This window comes from Spirosoma sp. 48-14 (assembly GCF_001898575.1).
Taxonomy (GTDB): domain Bacteria; phylum Bacteroidota; class Bacteroidia; order Cytophagales; family Spirosomataceae; genus Spirosoma.
Map to the genome: position 1 here is coordinate 90,529 of NZ_MKUD01000028.1, position 18,601 is coordinate 109,129.

At 49.5% G+C, this 18,601-nt stretch carries 9 protein-coding genes; 5 read left to right on the forward strand and 4 right to left on the reverse strand.

The features are described from left to right. Positions 1–154 precede the first annotated feature (154 nt). From BGO59_RS16545 to BGO59_RS16565, 5 genes are all read left to right on the forward strand, one after another. Positions 155–2,074, forward strand: coding sequence for a tetratricopeptide repeat-containing sensor histidine kinase (locus tag BGO59_RS16545; protein ID WP_293684744.1), 1,920 nt, complete (start codon positions 155–157; stop codon positions 2,072–2,074). Further along, complete coding sequence (locus BGO59_RS16550; protein WP_293684746.1) at positions 2,067–2,681, forward strand: response regulator transcription factor; 615 nt, start codon at positions 2,067–2,069, stop codon at positions 2,679–2,681. The genes BGO59_RS16545 and BGO59_RS16550 overlap by 8 nt, the downstream gene beginning before the upstream one ends. Positions 2,682–2,999: 318 nt before the next feature. Beyond that, entirely contained in the window at positions 3,000–5,459 is a 2,460-nt protein-coding gene (locus BGO59_RS16555; protein WP_293684748.1) for an outer membrane beta-barrel protein, read from the forward strand. A 220-nt stretch (positions 5,460–5,679) separates the two neighbouring features. Then, a complete protein-coding gene (locus tag BGO59_RS16560; RefSeq protein WP_293684750.1) occupies positions 5,680–6,309 on the forward strand; it encodes a hypothetical protein in 630 nt (209 codons plus the stop codon). A 28-nt stretch (positions 6,310–6,337) separates the two neighbouring features. Further along, positions 6,338–7,540, forward strand: coding sequence for an AraC family transcriptional regulator (locus BGO59_RS16565; RefSeq protein WP_293684752.1), 1,203 nt, complete (start codon positions 6,338–6,340; stop codon positions 7,538–7,540). Positions 7,541–7,684: 144 nt separating this feature from the next. On the opposite strand, the gene BGO59_RS16570 is transcribed toward BGO59_RS16565, so the two are convergent. The 4 genes from BGO59_RS16570 to BGO59_RS16585 all read right to left on the reverse strand — a co-directional run bounded on the left by BGO59_RS16570 (position 7,685) and on the right by BGO59_RS16585 (position 18,521). Further along, on the reverse strand, positions 7,685–10,324 hold the full coding sequence (locus tag BGO59_RS16570) for an ABC transporter permease (protein WP_293684754.1): 2,640 nt from the start codon (positions 10,322–10,324) through the stop codon (positions 7,685–7,687). A 100-nt stretch (positions 10,325–10,424) separates the two neighbouring features. Further along, positions 10,425–13,055: a permease prefix domain 2-containing transporter gene (locus tag BGO59_RS16575; protein ID WP_293684756.1), complete on the reverse strand. Its 2,631-nt coding sequence runs from the start codon at positions 13,053–13,055 to the stop codon at positions 10,425–10,427. A 100-nt stretch (positions 13,056–13,155) separates the two neighbouring features. Next, complete coding sequence (locus BGO59_RS16580) at positions 13,156–15,759, reverse strand: ABC transporter permease (RefSeq protein WP_293684758.1); 2,604 nt, start codon at positions 15,757–15,759, stop codon at positions 13,156–13,158. 125 nt (positions 15,760–15,884) lie between these two features. Then, positions 15,885–18,521: an ABC transporter permease gene (locus BGO59_RS16585; protein ID WP_293684760.1), complete on the reverse strand. Its 2,637-nt coding sequence runs from the start codon at positions 18,519–18,521 to the stop codon at positions 15,885–15,887. Positions 18,522–18,601 lie beyond the last annotated feature (80 nt).

The window sequence follows — 18,601 nt, forward strand, 5'->3', positions numbered from 1 at the left end:
GGCCGGCATTCCATTTCCCCAAAAAAGGGGAATTTTTATTACCGAAAAAGCCCTTTTTTTGAGTCTTTATTCCAATCCTTACCTATAAGCCATGAAGCTGACTGCCAGCCGCTTCCTTATCGCTTTAGCTGTCTTACTTATATTGAGGCACGATATGACTTGCTGGGCACAGACGGGTAACCTGGTGGCCTTGCGACAAAAGCTGGCTACCTCCCAACCCGATACAAACCGGGTTAAGCTCCTGAACAAACTTGGTGACGAGTATGCCTACAACGACATCAAAACAGCCCGGCGCTACTACCACGATGGCTACCTGCTGAGCCAGAAACTGGGCTTTGTGCGAGGCATCATCCGGTATTATTCGAGCGAGGGCGAACTGCTGAATCTGGAAGGCAAATACGATCAGTGCATGGTGCTGCTCCGACAGGGCGTTGCGCTGAGTCGGGCCCGAAAAGACCCCATGCGCGAAGGCATCATGTATGAGAATATGGGTAATACCTTTGCACTAATGCAGCGGCTCGATTCGGCAACAGTCTATTATTTTAAGTCGATGCCCATTTTCGAGTCGTTTCAGGACAGCGTCAAACTGGCGAATGTGTACAACAACCTCAGTTCGGTATTTATGCAAACCGATAAACCAGAAACTGCCCTGACGTACATCAACAAGGCCATTGCCATTAGCCGGGCGTTTGAAGACGGGTTTTACCTAAGTCATCTGGTCAATAAAGAAGCCATTCTCTGGAAGTTGCGCCGACGTACCGAAGCCAACCAGACGAACCAACAGATTATGACACTCGCCCGGAAACTCAACGACACCGTAGCCATGGCCGATGCGCTGCAAAACGAATGTCAGCACGATCTGGAAACGGGGCATTTTCAGACTATTTTACCTCATGCACAGGCCTTGCAGCAGTTAAGTCCGGGCCTGCAATCGCCCGACCGAACAGCTCAGGCTCATTACTGGCTCTCGGTCGGTTATTACTATCAAAACCAGTTTACCCCTGCCCTATCCCATCTCGAAACGGCCTTGATCGAAGGGCGTAAATCGGGCAATATTCAGCACCTACAGGCCTACTATACCCATTACGCCCGGTTGTTGCTGGCCGATAAACGTGACCCGCAGCGAGCCGCCCATTACGAGCAACTGGCCGACTCACTGCGGGATGTGAGCCTGAACAACAGCATCGTAAAAACCACACGCGAACTGGCTACGAAGTACGAAACCGAAAAGAAAGAGGCTGCTCTTCAGCAACTTTCGCTCGAAAATCAGAACCGGAAGCGACTCGTCAGTCTATTGGCATTTTCGATAATTGTGCTGGTAGGCGCCCTGTTTTTCTTTGGCCTCTGGATGCAGAACCGGGCGCGGATTCGGAAGCAGGAAAAGGCCTTGTACGAACAAACGCTCCGGCAACTGGAACACGAAAAGCAGTTGCTGGCCAGCCACGCCATTGTGAAAGGACAGGAAGACGAACGGAGCCGCCTGGCCAAAGACCTGCACGACGGCCTCGGCGGCATTTTATCCAGTGTTAAATATTCGTTTCAAGCCATGAAACAAACCTTTGTCCTATCGGAAGAAAACGCGCTGGCGTTCGAAAAAAGCATGAACCTGCTGGATGCTTCCCTGGCAGAACTACGCCGGGTATCGCACAATATGATGCCAGAAACACTAGTCAGGCTCAGCCTCGAAGATGCCCTCCGGGACTACATCCAAGATCTAACCGAAAACACGGGCATCAACGTTACATACCAAACCTTCGGGCTCGATAGCGTTCCCCTCGACAATCTGTATAAAACGACCATCTATCGCGTGGTGCAGGAACTGACGACAAATATTGTTCGGCATGCAAACGCGACCGAGGTGCTCGTTCAGATCATGGCGAAGAGCCAGCAGATTAATCTTACCATTGAAGATAACGGGCAGGGGTTCGACCCCAGGCGAGTGAATGATAACCGAAGCATGGGTATTCAGAATGTTTACCATCGGATTACGTATCTTAAAGGCAGCATCGACCTACAGACTGAACCCGGTAAAGGCTGTTCGTACTACATCGAAATTCCGCTAACCCATGATTAACCTACTGGTTGTAGAAGATCACCCGCTTGTTTCGGAGGGGCTGAAAGCCATATTCGAGCGTGAACCGGACATCAATTGTCTGGGCGTAATGGCTACGGGTAAAGACCTGCTTAGTAAGCTTCAGCACCAACACCCGGATGTGATTGTCCTCGACATCAACCTCCCCGATAGCAACGGTCTCGACCTTTGTAAGCAGGTTAAGGCAAACCACCCCGCGATTCATATTCTGGCGCTTAGCATTAACAATGAAAAAGGCATAATTAAAAAGATGATCGAAAACGGGGCCAGCGGCTATATCCTGAAAGATGCAGCTCAACACGAAATCGTAGACGCCATCAAAACGGTCATACAGCATCGAAAATACTTTAGTCTGTCAGCCTCAATAACCCTCAACAAACCCGACGCCATAGCCCTTCCTGTACTGACCCGACGGGAACGAGAGATTCTGATTAAAATCGCCGATGGCCTGACCAACCAGCAAATTGCCGACCAGCTCTTTATCGACGTCAGTACCGTCAACAGCCACCGAAAAAACATGCTGGCCAAATACGACGTCCAAAACACTGCCCAGTTGATCAAACTAGCGATTACGAATAAGTTGATCTGATTTTAAAGAGCGAAAGAGTGAATGAGTGAAAGAGCGAAGCCGTCCGGCAGGTTTTCGCTCTTTCACTCATTCACTCTTTCGCTCTTTAATCACTCTGGAAACTAGCTACCAATAATGCAATGGTCAATGACAGCTCAGGGTAAACGTCCACCAGTCAATATCGACTCGTAATGGCTTACAATTAGCCCCTCAATGGCCCTGAGCTATCATTTAGGTCTCAAATTATAACCTGAGCCGTCTCAAATTATTCATGAGTCGAAGCGAGAAAGCTGCTTAGCCACCTTTGTGTCATCAATCAGCCCAAATGATGACACGCTTATGAAACGCTTCCTTTACATACTTCCCCTGCTACTGACCGCTTTTTCGGGTAAGGCCCAAACAATTTCCGGCTCGGTTCAGGATGCTAACCAGCAGCCAGCCGCCTACGCTGTCGTTAAACTACTCCGTCTGACAGACTCCACACTGGTAAGAGGTGCCGTAGCCAATCAGGATGGGCAGTATGTGTTGGCTGCTATTCCGGTCGGGGTGTATCGCATTCAGGCATCACTGATTGGTATGACGACGGCCATCAGCGACGCCGTTACACTAAATACGGGGCAGTCACTAACCGTTGAACCACTCCGGCTGCAAACCTCTACCCAGATACTGGCGAGTATAACGGTACGTAGTCGGAAGGCATACATCGAGCAACAGATCGACAAAACTGTTTTGAATATAGCCGCTGACGCCACGGCTCAGGGTAAAACCGCCTATGAACTGCTCCAGCAGGCACCCGGCGTCATGATCGACCCAAACGATAACATTAAAATGGCGGGAAAACAGGGCGCAACGGTATACCTCGATGGAAAACCAACGAATCTTTCGGCAAACGACCTGGCCAATCTACTACGGGCAACCCCCGCTACCAACATTGAGAACGTTGAACTAATTGCAAACCCTTCAGCTCGGTATGACGCTCAGGGCGGGGCAGGCATTATCAACATCCGCTTCCGGCGCGACAAGAGCCTGGGTCTGAACGGAAACGTATCGGGTGGGTATGGCCAAAGCGATCATCACCGCGCCAACGCAGCCCTCGACCTGAATTATCGCACCAGGTGGCTGAACCTGTTCGGTAACGTAGCGGTCAGTGACAATTTTCAGATTACTAACGTAGCCGTTGACCGGCTGACAGCTAACCAATATTTTCAACAACGAGGGGCCGACCACGATGGGACACAGGCTATCGTTTATAAAACCGGCATCGACTACTTTATCAACGCCAAACAAACGCTCGGCCTGATTGTATCAGGTAACCATGCGGCCAATCGCTTTGGAACATACACGACTACCCGAATTTTCAACACCCAAAACCAGCCTGATTCCAGCATTGCCAACACAGTGGATAATCCATCCCGAAACCACCGATTCAACGCAGCCCTCAACTACCGATACACTGATACGCTAGGCTTCGAGTTGAACCTGGATGCCGACCTCACCCGCTTTAGCAACACGGCTCCCAACACACTAACCAGCGTTTATTACGCCCTGGCTGGCGAACCACTGTTTACCCGGCATTCGCGGCAGGACGGCCAAACAGCCATTACCATTTTGACCCTGAAAACCGACGCAGTGAAGGAATGGAAGAGCAAACGCCTGAAGCTCGAAATGGGGCTGAAGCATACCGATGTCAATACAACCAACGATTTACAGGCTTATGGCGGCTTGTCGGAACAGATCGACGTAAGCCGGACCAATCGGTTTACCTACCGCGAACAGGTCAGTGCAGCGTATGCGTCATTGAATCGATCAGCGGGAAAGTGGAGCTTACAGGCAGGGCTTCGGGCCGAACATTCCACCATTCGGGGGCGTTCGACCGACCTCTTGAATCAACGGATCGACCGGCCCGATACCACCTACCTGAACCTGTTCCCAACGACTTTTATCCAGTATCAGATGACCAACAACAGCCAATTCGCCCTGAACTACGGCCGTCGCATAAACCGTCCTAATTATCAATCCCTAAACCCCTTCACTTTCCCTGTCGATCCTTACACCAGCGAACGGGGCAATCCGTATTTACGACCTTCTTTTGAGCATACACTGGCCCTGAGTTATACATACAAATGGGCCTCGACCCTAAAAATAAGCTATGGCCGTACCGATGGGTATACGCAGGAAGTCATTCAACAACAGGGCATAACGGCTTACGCTACAGTTGCCAACGTAGGCCGGGCCGATGCACTGAACCTATCATTCAGCACGCCCTATCAGTTCACAAAATGGTGGAGCAGTTATGTTTACGCCGGGGCCACCTGGAATCATTTTACGGGAAACATCACACCGTCAAGCTCCTTCGACACCCGTACGTTCGCCTTTGAGGGGTATATGCAGCACTCGTTTACGCTCTCGACCTCCTGGTCGGCGCAGGTATCAGGCTTCTGGAATGCGCCAACCAACCAAACCATTTACCATTATCGGGGGCTGGGGGCGCTAAACCTCAGTGTTCAGAAAAAAATCCTGCATGACCGGGGTAAACTCACCATCGGTATTGACGACGTATTTAACACCATGCGGTGGCGATGGTCCAATAGCAGTACACGGCAATCCGACATTTCATGGACTGGCAACCCTCAACTAGCTGAAGGTCAGACTCAGCAATTCTACATTGACCGTAAATGGGAAAGCCGTCGGCTAACGATTCGGTTTAGCTACCGACTGGGTAGCAGCGACGTGAAAGCCGCCCGCGAACGGGAAACTGGCCAGGACGCCGGACGTATCAAAACCAAAGGAAACTTATAAACAGAACCGATCTTGAAACGACTTCACAATCAATCTATTTCCGGGGCAAATCCATGACGTGACCATCCGAATTGTTACTCCACTCTCCCAGATCAATCAGCAGGAAATTAACGCAACGATGAAAAGCCTTAGCCCCACGGGCAGGTTGCTGTTAGTGGCAAAGCCGGATGATCATGGGAAACAAATTCAATTAATTCCTTAACGAAAACTTACAACGACAATGCAAACGAAATACGTCCTTCTACTTCTTGTTATCTATTTTCTATCATTGGCCGCGCAGGCCCAACAGGCTAGCCCCGAAAGCGTTCCCCGTATACCGTTCACCCTGAAAAACACCCTCGGTTACCACCGCATGTTTCGTGTCGAAGGCCCCGGCATTGCCTATGGTTTCACGATGAACAAACGGGAGAGTGTAGCCTGCAACTGGCCAGTGGGGTCGAAGTTATACTTTAGTCAGGATGGCGAAACGACAGCCGGGCTAATTTTGACCGTAACGGCAGCCGACGCTGGCGAAACCCTCGGTATGGACGTAAAGGACACTAAACCAAAGGTGACTAAACCGATTGGGGAACCAACTAATGTGACGGTCCTGCTGCGGAACAACAGCTTCTTACCCCGCCGGATTGCCTTAATCACGTACCGGCCCGATGAAGCAGGAAACGGAACGACAATTGCTATTTTATGGCCTTTAGGTGTTCGAAAAGTCAACGTTCCACCCGGCACAAAGCTATACATAGCCAACCCTAAGCAGGTGGACCTGGTTATGAGCGGAAAACGTATTGACCAGCATAAGCCCTTTCTGACGGTTCGTCAGGCCGATAATTTTCACATATTCGACATTTTTGAGTAATTCGTAAGCGCGAAGCCACAACTCGTTCATGGATTTTTATTTCAGTGCCTACTCCTCCCCCTTATTGTTTGGCTTCCTGCAAGCCTGGGTCTACGCCATTTTACTTTGGCTGCGTGGCCGGCGTGAAGAACGCCTGTCCGACATTTTGCTGGGGTGGGTGCTGGTTGGCATGGCGTTCAACATCTGGGAGTACATGCTGGGCTTCGGTGGCATTGAACTATTATGGAAGCAGCTGGAATTCTTCCCCCGAACGCTGGGGTATCTGTTTCCGGTTTTATGCTATTTCTACCTGCGCACGCAGGTGAACGCCGATTTTCAATTTTCCCGTCGTGACCTCTGGCATACCGTACCGTTTTTGGTTCAGACTATATATCACCTTAGTGTGTTTGCCATGGGGAGCGATTTTGTACGTTTCTGGGAAGCCAACGTACAGGCCCTCTACCACATTGATTCCATCGAGTTCTGGATCGGCGTTTTAATCGATTTGTTTTACTTATACCTCAGCCTGCGCCTGTACCGTCAATACCGGGAATGGATCAAAAACCAGTTTTCAGAAACCGAGACGATCAGTTTTCGCTGGTTCCGAAACTTTATTATCGCCCTGACGTTGACCACTGTTTTTGGCTTTCTGATGACCGGCTTAAGTATCTCCCTAAAGTTATCTTTCTGGCAGGACTGGTGGGACGAACTGGCGAAGGTAGTCCTTATTTACTACGTCAGCATCAATGGTTTTTCACAGCTCCAACCCGGCAGGCGACTGGCCTTTCATACTCCCGAATCAGCCCCGGTATTGACAACAGCAACGTTGTCAATACCCCTGTCCGAATTAACCGAAACCGTTGCCTCCAGCCAGCCATTACAAAACCCAGCGACCCTGTCCCCCGCTATTTCGGATGAACTGCTTACGCTGCGGGATAAACTACTCGGCTATATGACCACTGAAAAGCCCTACCTCGAACCTGATTTATCCCTAAACGACCTGGCCCGAATGGTACACACCAATGCGGTCGTTCTATCGCAGGTAATTAATGTGGGGACAGGTAAGAACTTCAACGATTTCATCAACGAATACCGGGTCGAAGAATTTAAACTACAGGTACGTAACCCAGCCAACGCCCATTTAAGCCTACTTGGCCTCGCGCTGGATTGCGGTTTCAACTCCAAAGCTACCTTCAACCGGGCTTTTCGCAAGTTTACGGGTCAGTCGCCGAAGGAGTTTGCAGATCGATAATGGTACGCTTCCGCCATTCAATCAGATCAGAGCTTTTTCCAATATGTACTCATACGGCTTATCGGCCATTGGCTATGCAGTAAACACCTTACCCACGATGCAGAAAACGAAGAACTGACAAGCGAACTCACGCCATTCTTCTCGCTATTCCGACCGCAACGATTTGGCGGGGTTCATCAACGCGGCTTTTATACTCTGGAAACTAACCGTCAATAGCGCAATAGTCACCGACAGCAGGCCCGCCAGGGCAAACATCCACCATTCGATATCGACCCGGTAAGCGAAATCCTGAAGCCAGCGATTCATGGCATACCAGGCCAGTGGACAGGCCAGCACAATGGCTACGAACACCAGTTTCAGGAAGTCCTTGCTAAGCAGCGTAACAATACTGGCGACACTAGCCCCCAGCACTTTCCGAACGCCAATCTCTTTGGTGCGTTGCTCAGCCGTGAAAGCCGCCAGGCCAAACAGCCCCAGACAGGAAACGAATATCGACAGAATAGAAAAATACAGAATGATGCGTCCCGTACGCTGTTCGGTCCGATACTGCGCATCCAGGTCTTGATCCACAAAGCCATACTGGAATGAACTCACCGGCTCGAATTTTTTGTAAGCGGACGATAGTCCGGCAATGACTCGCTCGGACGAAGCGCCCGGTGCAGTTTTCACCAGCATATTGAAATACGCATTATCTGGACGGAAACGGAATAGAAAAGGCTCAATGGAAACACGCAGGGGCCGGAAATGAAAATCTTTCAATACGCCCACTACCCGACCCAATGGCCCCCAGAACCGGATACGTTTGCCAATAGCCTGTTCGGGCGTCCAGCCCATGCGCCTGGCGGCCGTTTCGTTAATCAGAAACGCGCCCATCGTTGAGGACGTATCCGACGGGATTCGCCAGGAAAAATTGCGGCCAGCCGCCAGTTGCATACCCGTTGTGGATACGAAATCGGCGTCGACATTCATATTCGTGATTAGAAACGCATCGTTAGGTTGCTGCCCCTCCCACTCAACATTAGAGGAGTTGGTGATGTCTACCAGATCACTTGTCGTGGCCGATACGCGGGCTACACCGGGAAGCTTTTCGACCTCGCGCTTGAGCCGCAGAGCGTTGAACCGCAGGTCGCCTTTCATCCGGACATACAGTAGTTTCGACTGATCGAAGCCCAGCTTTTTATCCTGAATGAAGGCTAGTTGCCGATAAATCACGACGCTCCCGATAGCCAATGCAATAGCCAGGGTAAACTGCCCCACCACCAGCGACTGACGGAATCGACGGCCGGACCGCACCGACAGTCCCAGCGAGTTCACTGTTCCTTTTAACACCTGTACAGGACGAAACGACGACAGAAAGAAGGCCGGATAAAGACCCGTCAATAGACTAACCACCAGGGTCAGCCCGAACAGCGCTAGCCAGAACATTGGCTCATGAAGAGGCAGTTCCAGGCTTTTAGCCGTCAGATCGTTGAAAAGCGGCATGCTGGTCTGTAATAGTACCAGAGAAATCGTAACGGCCAGACTTGTCATCAGCAGCGATTCGCCCAGAAACTGCATAATCAATCCCGACCGTTTCGCCCCTATTGTTTTTCGTACGCCCACCTCGCGTGCACGCTGCGAAGCCCGCGCCGTAGCCAGATTTATAAAATTGACAATGGCAATCAGCAGCACAATAAAGCCCACTGCCAGAAATATGCGCACGTACAGAATATCGCTTCGTTTGCCCCAATCGGTCTGAAAATCAAATACCGACCGAAGATAAATGTCACGCAACGGTTGCAGATACAGCGTATTCTCGGTGTCGCTCTGATAGTGCTTGAGCTGTCCACTTAGTTTAGTTTCGAAACGAGCCAGGTCTTCAGACGCATCACTCAGACCAGGCTTTAGGAGTATATAGGTATGGTAGCTGTTGCTGTTCCATTTCTGGCTCCATTCGTCGGTTTTCTCCAGCCATTTGTAGGGCAGCAATACATCGAACTGAAGGTGCGACCGGACAGGCGGATTCTTCGCTACGCCCGCCAGCGTAAAATGGTCGTCTTTCGTAAACTCAATGGGTTGGCCAACAATAGGCTGCTGCGCCCAGTTCAGCCCAAACAGCCGCTCGGCCATGCTCTCGCTAATAACAATCTCATTAGGGCTCGACAGCGCTTTCCGGGCGTTGCCAGCCACCAGCGGAAAATCGAACACCTGAAAAAATGAAGGGTCTACAATCAGCATACCGGTCGCTTCGGCGACTTTCTGTTTGTAACCGACGGTCCCCGACCAGCGGCCAATTCGGACGGTCTGCTCTACCTCCGGAAAATCCTTAGTCAATGTGGGAGCCAGCGGACCGGGTGTAACCGCCACATTATGCATCCCGTCGGCCTGTTTCTGGTGCTCAACCGCCCGGTATATCCGATTGAAGTTGGCGTGAAAACGGTCATACTGCCACTCGTCGACGACGTACAGACCAATTGCCATGCAGCAGGCGATACCCAGCGCCAGCCCAACACTATTAATAGCCGAATAGCCCTTATTTTTCAGCAGGGTTCGAAGGGCAATCGTAAGATAACTCCGTAGCATAGTTGTCATTGCTGGATTAGGATATTCCTCGGGTTTACGTTTGATAAATTCGGGTCGTACATAGGCCAGTACATCCAGCCAGTAGCGCCCGCTTGCTTTGGTGGCTCCCCGGCCTTTGACCCGGAGAGCATAGCGTTCATGTAAATCTCCCAGCACTTCCTCTCGCAAATGCGGAGCACAGAACCAGGTCAAAAGGCGGTCGGCAAGGCGGGGTGGGTTCATGGGATGTATTTTGTATGTAGAGACGCGATACTCGCGTCTCCTGACCGGATGGTTTGTTGCTGACGCACAGGAGACGCCAAGGATGGCGTCTATACACAAATCATTCGGATCGCAAACTCTTCACAGGGTTTACCAATGCCGCTTTGATGCTCTGGAAGCTGACCGTCAATAAGGTAATCAGCAAAGCACCCACACCTGTAGCGACAAAAATCCACCACGACGGTTCGGTTCGATAGGTGTACTTCTGAAGCCAGTTGCTGAGAAAGTAATACGCAATCGGCGTGGCAATACCAAACGCAACAGCCACTAAACTCACAAACTCTTTGGAGAGTAATCCCCACAGATTGAGTATGCTGGCCCCTAGCACTTTGCGAACACCAATCTCTTTAGTACGCTGCTCGGCAATGAACGACGACAAACCGAACAGGCCCAGGCAACTGATAAAGATGGCCAATACGGCAAAGAACGAAGCCAGCTTACCCACCCGTTCTTCGGCGGCAAATTTTAGAGCGTACTCCTGATCGGCAAATTTATATTCGAAGGGAGCCGACGGAATTAGCTTTTTAAAGACGGCTTCGATCTTAGGCAGCGCTTCGCTCACGCTAACGGTTGGCTTGATTTTAATATGCATCCAGTTGGGGAGGCCATGTGCCCGAATCATAAAAACCGTTGGAACGATTGGCTCATAAGGCGATTCCATCACCACATCGTTAATGACCCCTAAAATTCTGAAATTCAGAATGGGTTGATCCTGAAATTTCCAGCTAACCCGTTCGCCAATCGGCTGCTTCAATCCCATGTACTTAACAGCCGCTTCGTTGATAACGATACCCGACGAATCGGCTATGAAATCGCGGGAGAAATCACGCCCCTTTACGAGCTGCCAGCCAACCGTTTTGCCGTACTCCGGCGTTACGACCAGTGTTCCAAAACTATCGTCCAATGACGGGTCTTTCCCTTTCCAGTTAAACCCACCGTTGCCCGACCAAACCTCGGTAACCTTTCCCATTGATTCGGCCATTTCTTCGACCGCCCCAGTACGCTGAAGCTCGGTTCGGAGTACCTCATGTTTGCCATAAAAATCGCCCGATTTCATTTCCACCATCAACAGCCCATCACGGGTATAGCCCACTGGCCGATTTTTCGCAAACTGAATCTGCCGGAAGACGATAATGGTGCCAATAATCAAGGTAACAGAAACCGTAAACTGTGTTACCACCAGCACTTTGCGGGGTATAGCGGCCAAACGCCCCACCCGAAAAGTCCCCTTAAGCACTTTAACGGGCTGGAATGAAGACAGATACAACGCAGGATAACTACCAGCGATAAAGCCTGTAAAACCGATAAAGAGTAAACTAGCGATCCAGAACCATTGATTCGTCCAGGGAATTGCCATCTGCTTGGCGGCTACGTCGTTGAACCAGGGCAAGGCAACAAAAGTCAGTAAAAGAGCCAGCCCAAAGGCCAATACAACCACTAAAAACGACTCACTGAAAAATTGATTCACCAACTGACTTCGCACCGACCCTACCGACTTTCTGATGCCTACCTCTTTGGCCCGCTTTTCGCTTCGGGCCGTACTCAGGTTCATAAAGTTGATGCAGGCCAGCAACAGCACAAAGGCCCCGATAATGCTAATGAGCCATACCATCTGCATCGGCCCCTGGTCAATAACACCACGTTTATAATTGTGCAGATGCCAGTCACGCATAGGCAGCAGAAAAACCTCAGGAGTCAGTTTAGCCTGTTCCGGAAAATTAGCCAGATTCTTCATTTCTGCCTGTTTAATGTTGGCCGAAACGGTCTCGAAATCAGTATTAGGGTTGATTTCGGCGTAGACTTTAAGAAAATGATTTTGCCAATCGGTCATGGCCTTCTCTTTGATCCAGGCATTATCGGATACCCACAAGTCGAATGGGGCCAGAAATTTCACCTCATTAAACTGCGTATTCAGTGGCAAATCTTCATATACCCCCGTCACTTTTACGTCCAGCTTGTTGTTGATTTTCATCAATTGATTGACGGGGTCAATATCGCCAAATAATGCCCTGGCCGTAGACTCGGAAAGTAAAATGGAATGCGGATCGTTCAGGCCAGCCCTAGAGCCGTACACCATTTTCAGTGTCAACATTTCAGGGGCTGCGGGTTCCATAAAAAGCCCTTTTCGGGAGACTTTCGTGTCTCCCGCAGACAGCACATTGTCGACATTCCACGATGCCATGACAAGGTGCTTGAAATGAGTTTTATAGTTCTTTTTGAGTTCAGTACCCAACGGATACTGTATTGAGTTATTTATGCCTACTCCATGTTCACCATATTCACGGCTCTGCACCTGAGCAATTCGGTCGTAATGTTCGTGGTAGGTGTTGAAGGAAAATTCATCATACACCCAAAGGCCAATGAGCATGGCCACGGCCATACCGACTGCCAGCCCACCAATGTTGATGAACGACGAAACCTTGTTGCGTGTCAGGTTCCGAAGCGCGATTTTTAAATAATTCCGTAGCATGGTTGTATTGGTTGGTTGAGGGTATTCTTCGGGTTGTCTTCGAATAAATTCGGGTCGTACATAAGCCAGCACGTCCAGCCAATAGCGCCACTTCGCTTTGGGTTCGCCCCGCTGTTTCACTCGGATGGCATACCGCTCATGCAGATCACCCAGCACCTCCTCCCGCAGGTGAGGAGCACAGAACCAGGTCAAAAGGCGGTCGGCAAGGCGGGGTGGGTTCATGGGATGTATTTTGTATGTAGAGACGCGATACTCGCGTCTCCTGACCGGATGGTTTGTTGCTGACGCACAGGAGACGCCAAGGATGGCATCTCTACACAAATCATTCAGACCGCAATGATTTCACGGGGTTCGTTAACGCGGCTTTGATGGCCTGAACACTGACGGTTAGGGTTACGATGAGAATGGCAGATACCAAAGTCAGCAGAAATACCCCCGCACCAATAGCTATGCGATAGCTGTAATCCTGCAACCATTTCTCCATGAACCACCAGCCAATGGGTGCACCAATGACGAAAGCAATCCCAACTAGCTGAATGAATTCTTTGGTTAGAAGCCCGATAATGCTGGTCACACTGGCTCCCAGCACTTTACGGACGCCAATTTCTTTCGTACGCTGCTGGGCGGTGTAGGCTGCCAGGCCAAATAATCCTAAGCAGGAAATGATAATGGTTAAACCCGTAAACAGACTGATTAATGAACCAGTCCGTTGCTCGTCGGCAAACTTCGCCTTGTATGACTCATCGGCAAAGATGTACTCGAACGGGTAGCCAGGGTTATATTTCTTAGCCAGTGTTTCGGCAATTTCCAGATTCTGGGCTGTGGTGTTCGCCGGATTTAGCCGAACACTGATCCAGGAAAGCGGAAGTGAGCCAGCAGGCCCATGAACGACAACGGGATTAATCGGCTCGTAAGGTGAGGCAAAGATGAAATCTTTCACAATGCCAACAACATGCCAATCGTGCGAATCAAACCGGATACTTGTTCCAATTGGATTTTTTAGATGCATCGTTTTTACGGCTGTTTCATTCAGCAAAACGGCCGTCGAATCTGTTGGATAGCTCCGAACGTCAATATCCCGGCCCGCAATCAATCGTGTACCTGTCGTTTTGAGGAAACTCTCATCGGCCGCAAAGCGATCAAACTCCACATCTTTATCGGCTTTTGTGCTGCCCGGCCACGAAAGTCCCCATTGCCGGGAATTAAGACTAGTAATCGGGCCAAGGGATTTGCTCACCGAAACAGCCGCTCCATTGTGGAGCATTTCCTGCTGAAAAGGGGCGTAATGCGTTGACAAATCCCCGGTCATGTTCATAAACAGTAGGTTGTTCTGGTCATATCCGTTATCCCGGTTCTGGGCGTATTGAATTTGATCGTTAATAACCAACGTACCTATAATCAACACAATAGCAAAGCTAAATTGAGTAATTACTAATCCTTTTCGCAGTGAGAAAACAGAGTTTACCGAATGATGTATGCCCTTCATCACCTTTCCGGGTTGAAAATTAGCCAGAACAAAAGCTGGATAACTACCCGCCAGTAAGCCCGTAAATAGAACGAATGCCATAGCCCCCAACCAGAAATTAACCGACCCTAACTCCAAAGACAGTTGTTTGTCGGTCAGGCTGTTGAACGTCGGCATAAACAGTAGTACAATTAGCAGGGCGAGCAGGCCAGCAAAGAAGGAAAGCAATAACGATTCGCTGATGAATTGAAACACCAGTGACTGTTTCTGAGCGCCTGCTACCTTTCGAACGCCAACTTCTTTTGCCCGCTTTTCGCTTCGGGCGGTCGTTAAATTAATGAAGTTGACAGCTGCCACCAGCAGGATTAAACCCGCAATGAGGCTAAATAACCGCACGTGAACGATCTTCCCGTCAACCAGTTGCCCATTCTCTTCTTTAGCATATAAGTGCCACTTACTAGCCGGATGCAGGAAAATCTGCCGATGGGATACGTCTTCAATAACGCCCTTGAGTTTTTCTGCCGTAACGTGTTTGATCTTCTCATTTACGGCACTTGCATTAACCTTATCGTTTAGCAGAACATACGTATAGTTATTGTTCGAACCCCACCCATCAGAGTCCCAGCCTGGTGGTATAAAATAGGCCCAGGGAAGCAGAAAGGATAGCTTGTTAAACTGGGTATTGTTCGGCAGGTCATCCAGAACTCCCGATACCGAAAAGCTATCCTTGTGGTCAATCTGAAGCGTTTTACCAATGGCGTCACTGGTTCCAAACAGCTTTTCGGCTAAGGATTTGGTAATTACGATTCCATTGGCACCGGAAAGCACCTTCTCCCGATTACCCGCGAGGAGATCAAAATCAAATAAATTCAGAAAGGACGGATCGGCGTAAGCGCCGTCCACGTTCATCTTCCTATCGCCAGCTGTCAGCAGTAAACTGGCGGGTCGATACCGGGTAGCCTCCTCGACATCGGGGTAATTTTGTTTTAACGTAGGGGCCAACGGTAAGGGTGTTGTTCCCCACACCATCGGGTTTCCGCTAAATACATCCTGATTATATACCTGAAACAGTCGATCCGTTTTACTATAAAAACGGTCGTAGGTAAGCTCACTTTGAATCCAGAGGAAAATGAGCGTAGAAGCTGCCATGCCCACCGCCAGCCCGGCCATATTGAGCGATGCATAGCCTTTTTCCCGTATCAGGTTTCGCCAGGCGATTTTAAGATAATTCCGTAGCATGGTTGTATTTGTTGGTTGAGGGTAGTCACTAGGTTGTCTTCGAATAAATTCGGGTCGTACATAGGCCAGCACATCCAGCCAGTAGCGCCCGTTTGCTTTGGCGGCTCCCCGGCCTTTGACCCGGAGGGCATAGCGTTCATGCAAATCGCCCAGCACCTCCTCCCGCAGATGCGGAGCACAGAACCAGGTCAAAAGTCGGTCGGCGAGACGAGGTGGTTTCATGAGTCTATGTAGAGACGACATACCTGGCGTCTCATTGGCGTCAGCAATTTGTTACGTCAGCAATAAACCATCTGGCAGGTGGACCATCCGGTCAGGAGACGCCAAGGATGGCGTCTCTACACAAATCATTCAGACCGCAATGATTTCACGGGGTTCATCAGGGCCGCTTTGATACTTTGGTAGCTGACCGTCAGCAAGGCAATGGAAAGTGCCATCAACCCAGAAAGTGCAAACATCCACCACTCAACGTCAATGCGATAGGCAAAGTCCTCCAACCAATGATTCATGGCATACCAGGCAATTGGCGAAGCAATCACAACGGCAATTACAACTAACTGAATAAAATCTTTGACCAGCAATTGCACGATGCCCGGTATCGAAGAGCCCATCACTTTGCGAATGCCAATTTCTTTGGTACGCTGCTCGATCACAAAAGCCGACAGCGCAAATAAGCCAAGACTGGCAATGATAACAGCCAATACGGCAAAAGCAGTAAACAACTGTTGCGTACGTTGCTCACTGGCATAGAACGTAGCAAACTGATCGTCCAGAAAATGATACTCCAGCGGGCCATTAGCATTAAACGCGGTCCATTGTTTTTTCAAATCGTCCAGAAATCCAGACACATCGGTGGTCTTTATTTTAACGACAATACCACCCGAATTTCGGCCCATCATCAGCATAAGTGGAGCCACTTTTTGCTTGACCGATACGTAGTTAAAATCCTTAACAACGCCAATGACTTTAAACTCATGATTCCCAGAACGAACCACTGATTTTCCGACAGGATTCGTGTTTTTCCACCCCAATTCGCGCACCGCCGATTCGTTGATCAATATACCGGAAATAGAGTCTGTGGGAAAATCTCGGGAGAAATTGCGGCCCTGCAACACCTGTATACCTAATGTACGTAAATAATCGTAGTCGACATGGAAAATGTTGGCATGGATTTCGGCACCATTCGAGGTTTCATTTTTGGGGTAAATCTGCGTACCATCCATCATGATGCCTCCCGGCGTGTAGCGCGACAGACTGGCCGCAACAACGTGCGAATTCTGGGCCAGTTGCTCTTTAAACGCTAGTTGCTGATCACCTAACAGACGAGTATCGGGCAAAGCAATTACCTGATCTTTGTCGTAGCCCAGCTTTTTATTCTGCATGTACTGTAGTTGCCTGTATACGACCAGGGTAGCAATCAGCAGGATGGTCGAAATAGCAAACTGAAAGACGATCAACCCGCTATGGAGTGATTTTTTCTGTGAGCCTTTACCGAAAAATGCGCCTTTCAGCGTCTTGATAATACTGAACGACGACAGAAAAAACGCAGGATAAACACCCGCTATGATTCCAGACAAAATACTAACCCCAAAAAGAGTAAGGATGGTCCGGTAATCCAGGAAATAGAAAAAACTAAGCTGTTTATCGGCAACCTGATTGAAATAAGGCAACAACAGGAACAGTAGGCCATACGCAACAACCATCGCCAATAGTGTCAGCAATACGGACTCTGTCAGAAACTGAAAAACCAATTGGTTTTTCACAGACCCCATCACCTTCCGAATACCCACCTCGCGGGAGCGTTTTGCCGCCTGGGCGGTCGATAAATTGGTAAAATTGATGCAGGCCAGCAACAGAATAAACAGTGCCAGTGCGGAGAAAATATAGACGTATTTGATGTCGCCATTTGGCTCCATCTCATACTTGGTATTTGAATACAAATGAATATCGGTAAGCGGCTGCAACGAAAAACGGAACGTATCGATGGATTTCCGGGCTTCGGCCAGGCTGATACCCATATCACGCTGCACTTCCGGCACCACATACTTTGCCACTAGCTGCGGGAATTTCGCTTCCAGTTTTTTGGGATCGCCTTTTTCGCTCAATTCCAGATACGTAAAAAAGCCAAGGTTACTCCAGGTCGGATTGGTGATGTGATGGGTCGATAAACTCAGAAAAGCATCGGCATGAAAGTGTGAATTATCGGGTATTTTGTCAATGATCCCGGTTACAGTAAATGCGGATCGTTGTGTACCCACGGCCAGCGATTTACCCATAGGGTCTTCATTGCCGAAATACTTTTTTGCGAACTCTTCCGAAACCACAATACTATTGGGGGCTACCAGGGCGGTTGCCGGATTGCCTTTAATAAAGGGAATAGAAAACAGTTGCAGAAAATTAGAATCGGCAAAAGCAAGATGGGTTTCTTTAAACTGATTGTCTTTATACTGAACGTAGTCGATGGCAGGCCCAAGCCTTGTCGATGCAATTACTTCAGGAAAAGCCTTTTGCATCCCTTCGCCCACCGCCACATCGACGTTCGGATAAACGGCCACATCGCCATTGCCAGTTACGGAAAGGTGTATTCGGTAGATTTGATTGGCATGAGTTGGGTATTTGTCATAACTCAATTCATTATATACATACACCGCAATGAGCATGAAACTGGTCAGCCCGATAGCCAACCCTAGCATATTGATAGCGGTAAATGACTTATTCGTCATCAGATTCCGCCAGGCGACAGTAATATAGTTTCGTAGCATATCAGTAGTCTTTGGGTTCGAAAAGTTTTGTGGTTGCCGTTTCAAAAACTCCGGGCGCATATACGTCATCACATCCCGCCAATAGCGTCGTCGGGCACGAGTCGCTCCTACCCGCTTCACCCGAATGGCATAGCGTTCATGCAAATCGCCCAGCACCTCTTCCCGCAGATGAGGAGCGCAGAACCAGGTCAAAAGTCGGTCGGCAAGGCGAGGTGGAGACATAAAAAGTAATGGATAATGGCCAATGACTAATGGAGAATGACGTAGAGGATTAGTCAGAAATCATTGTCCATTTCACATTC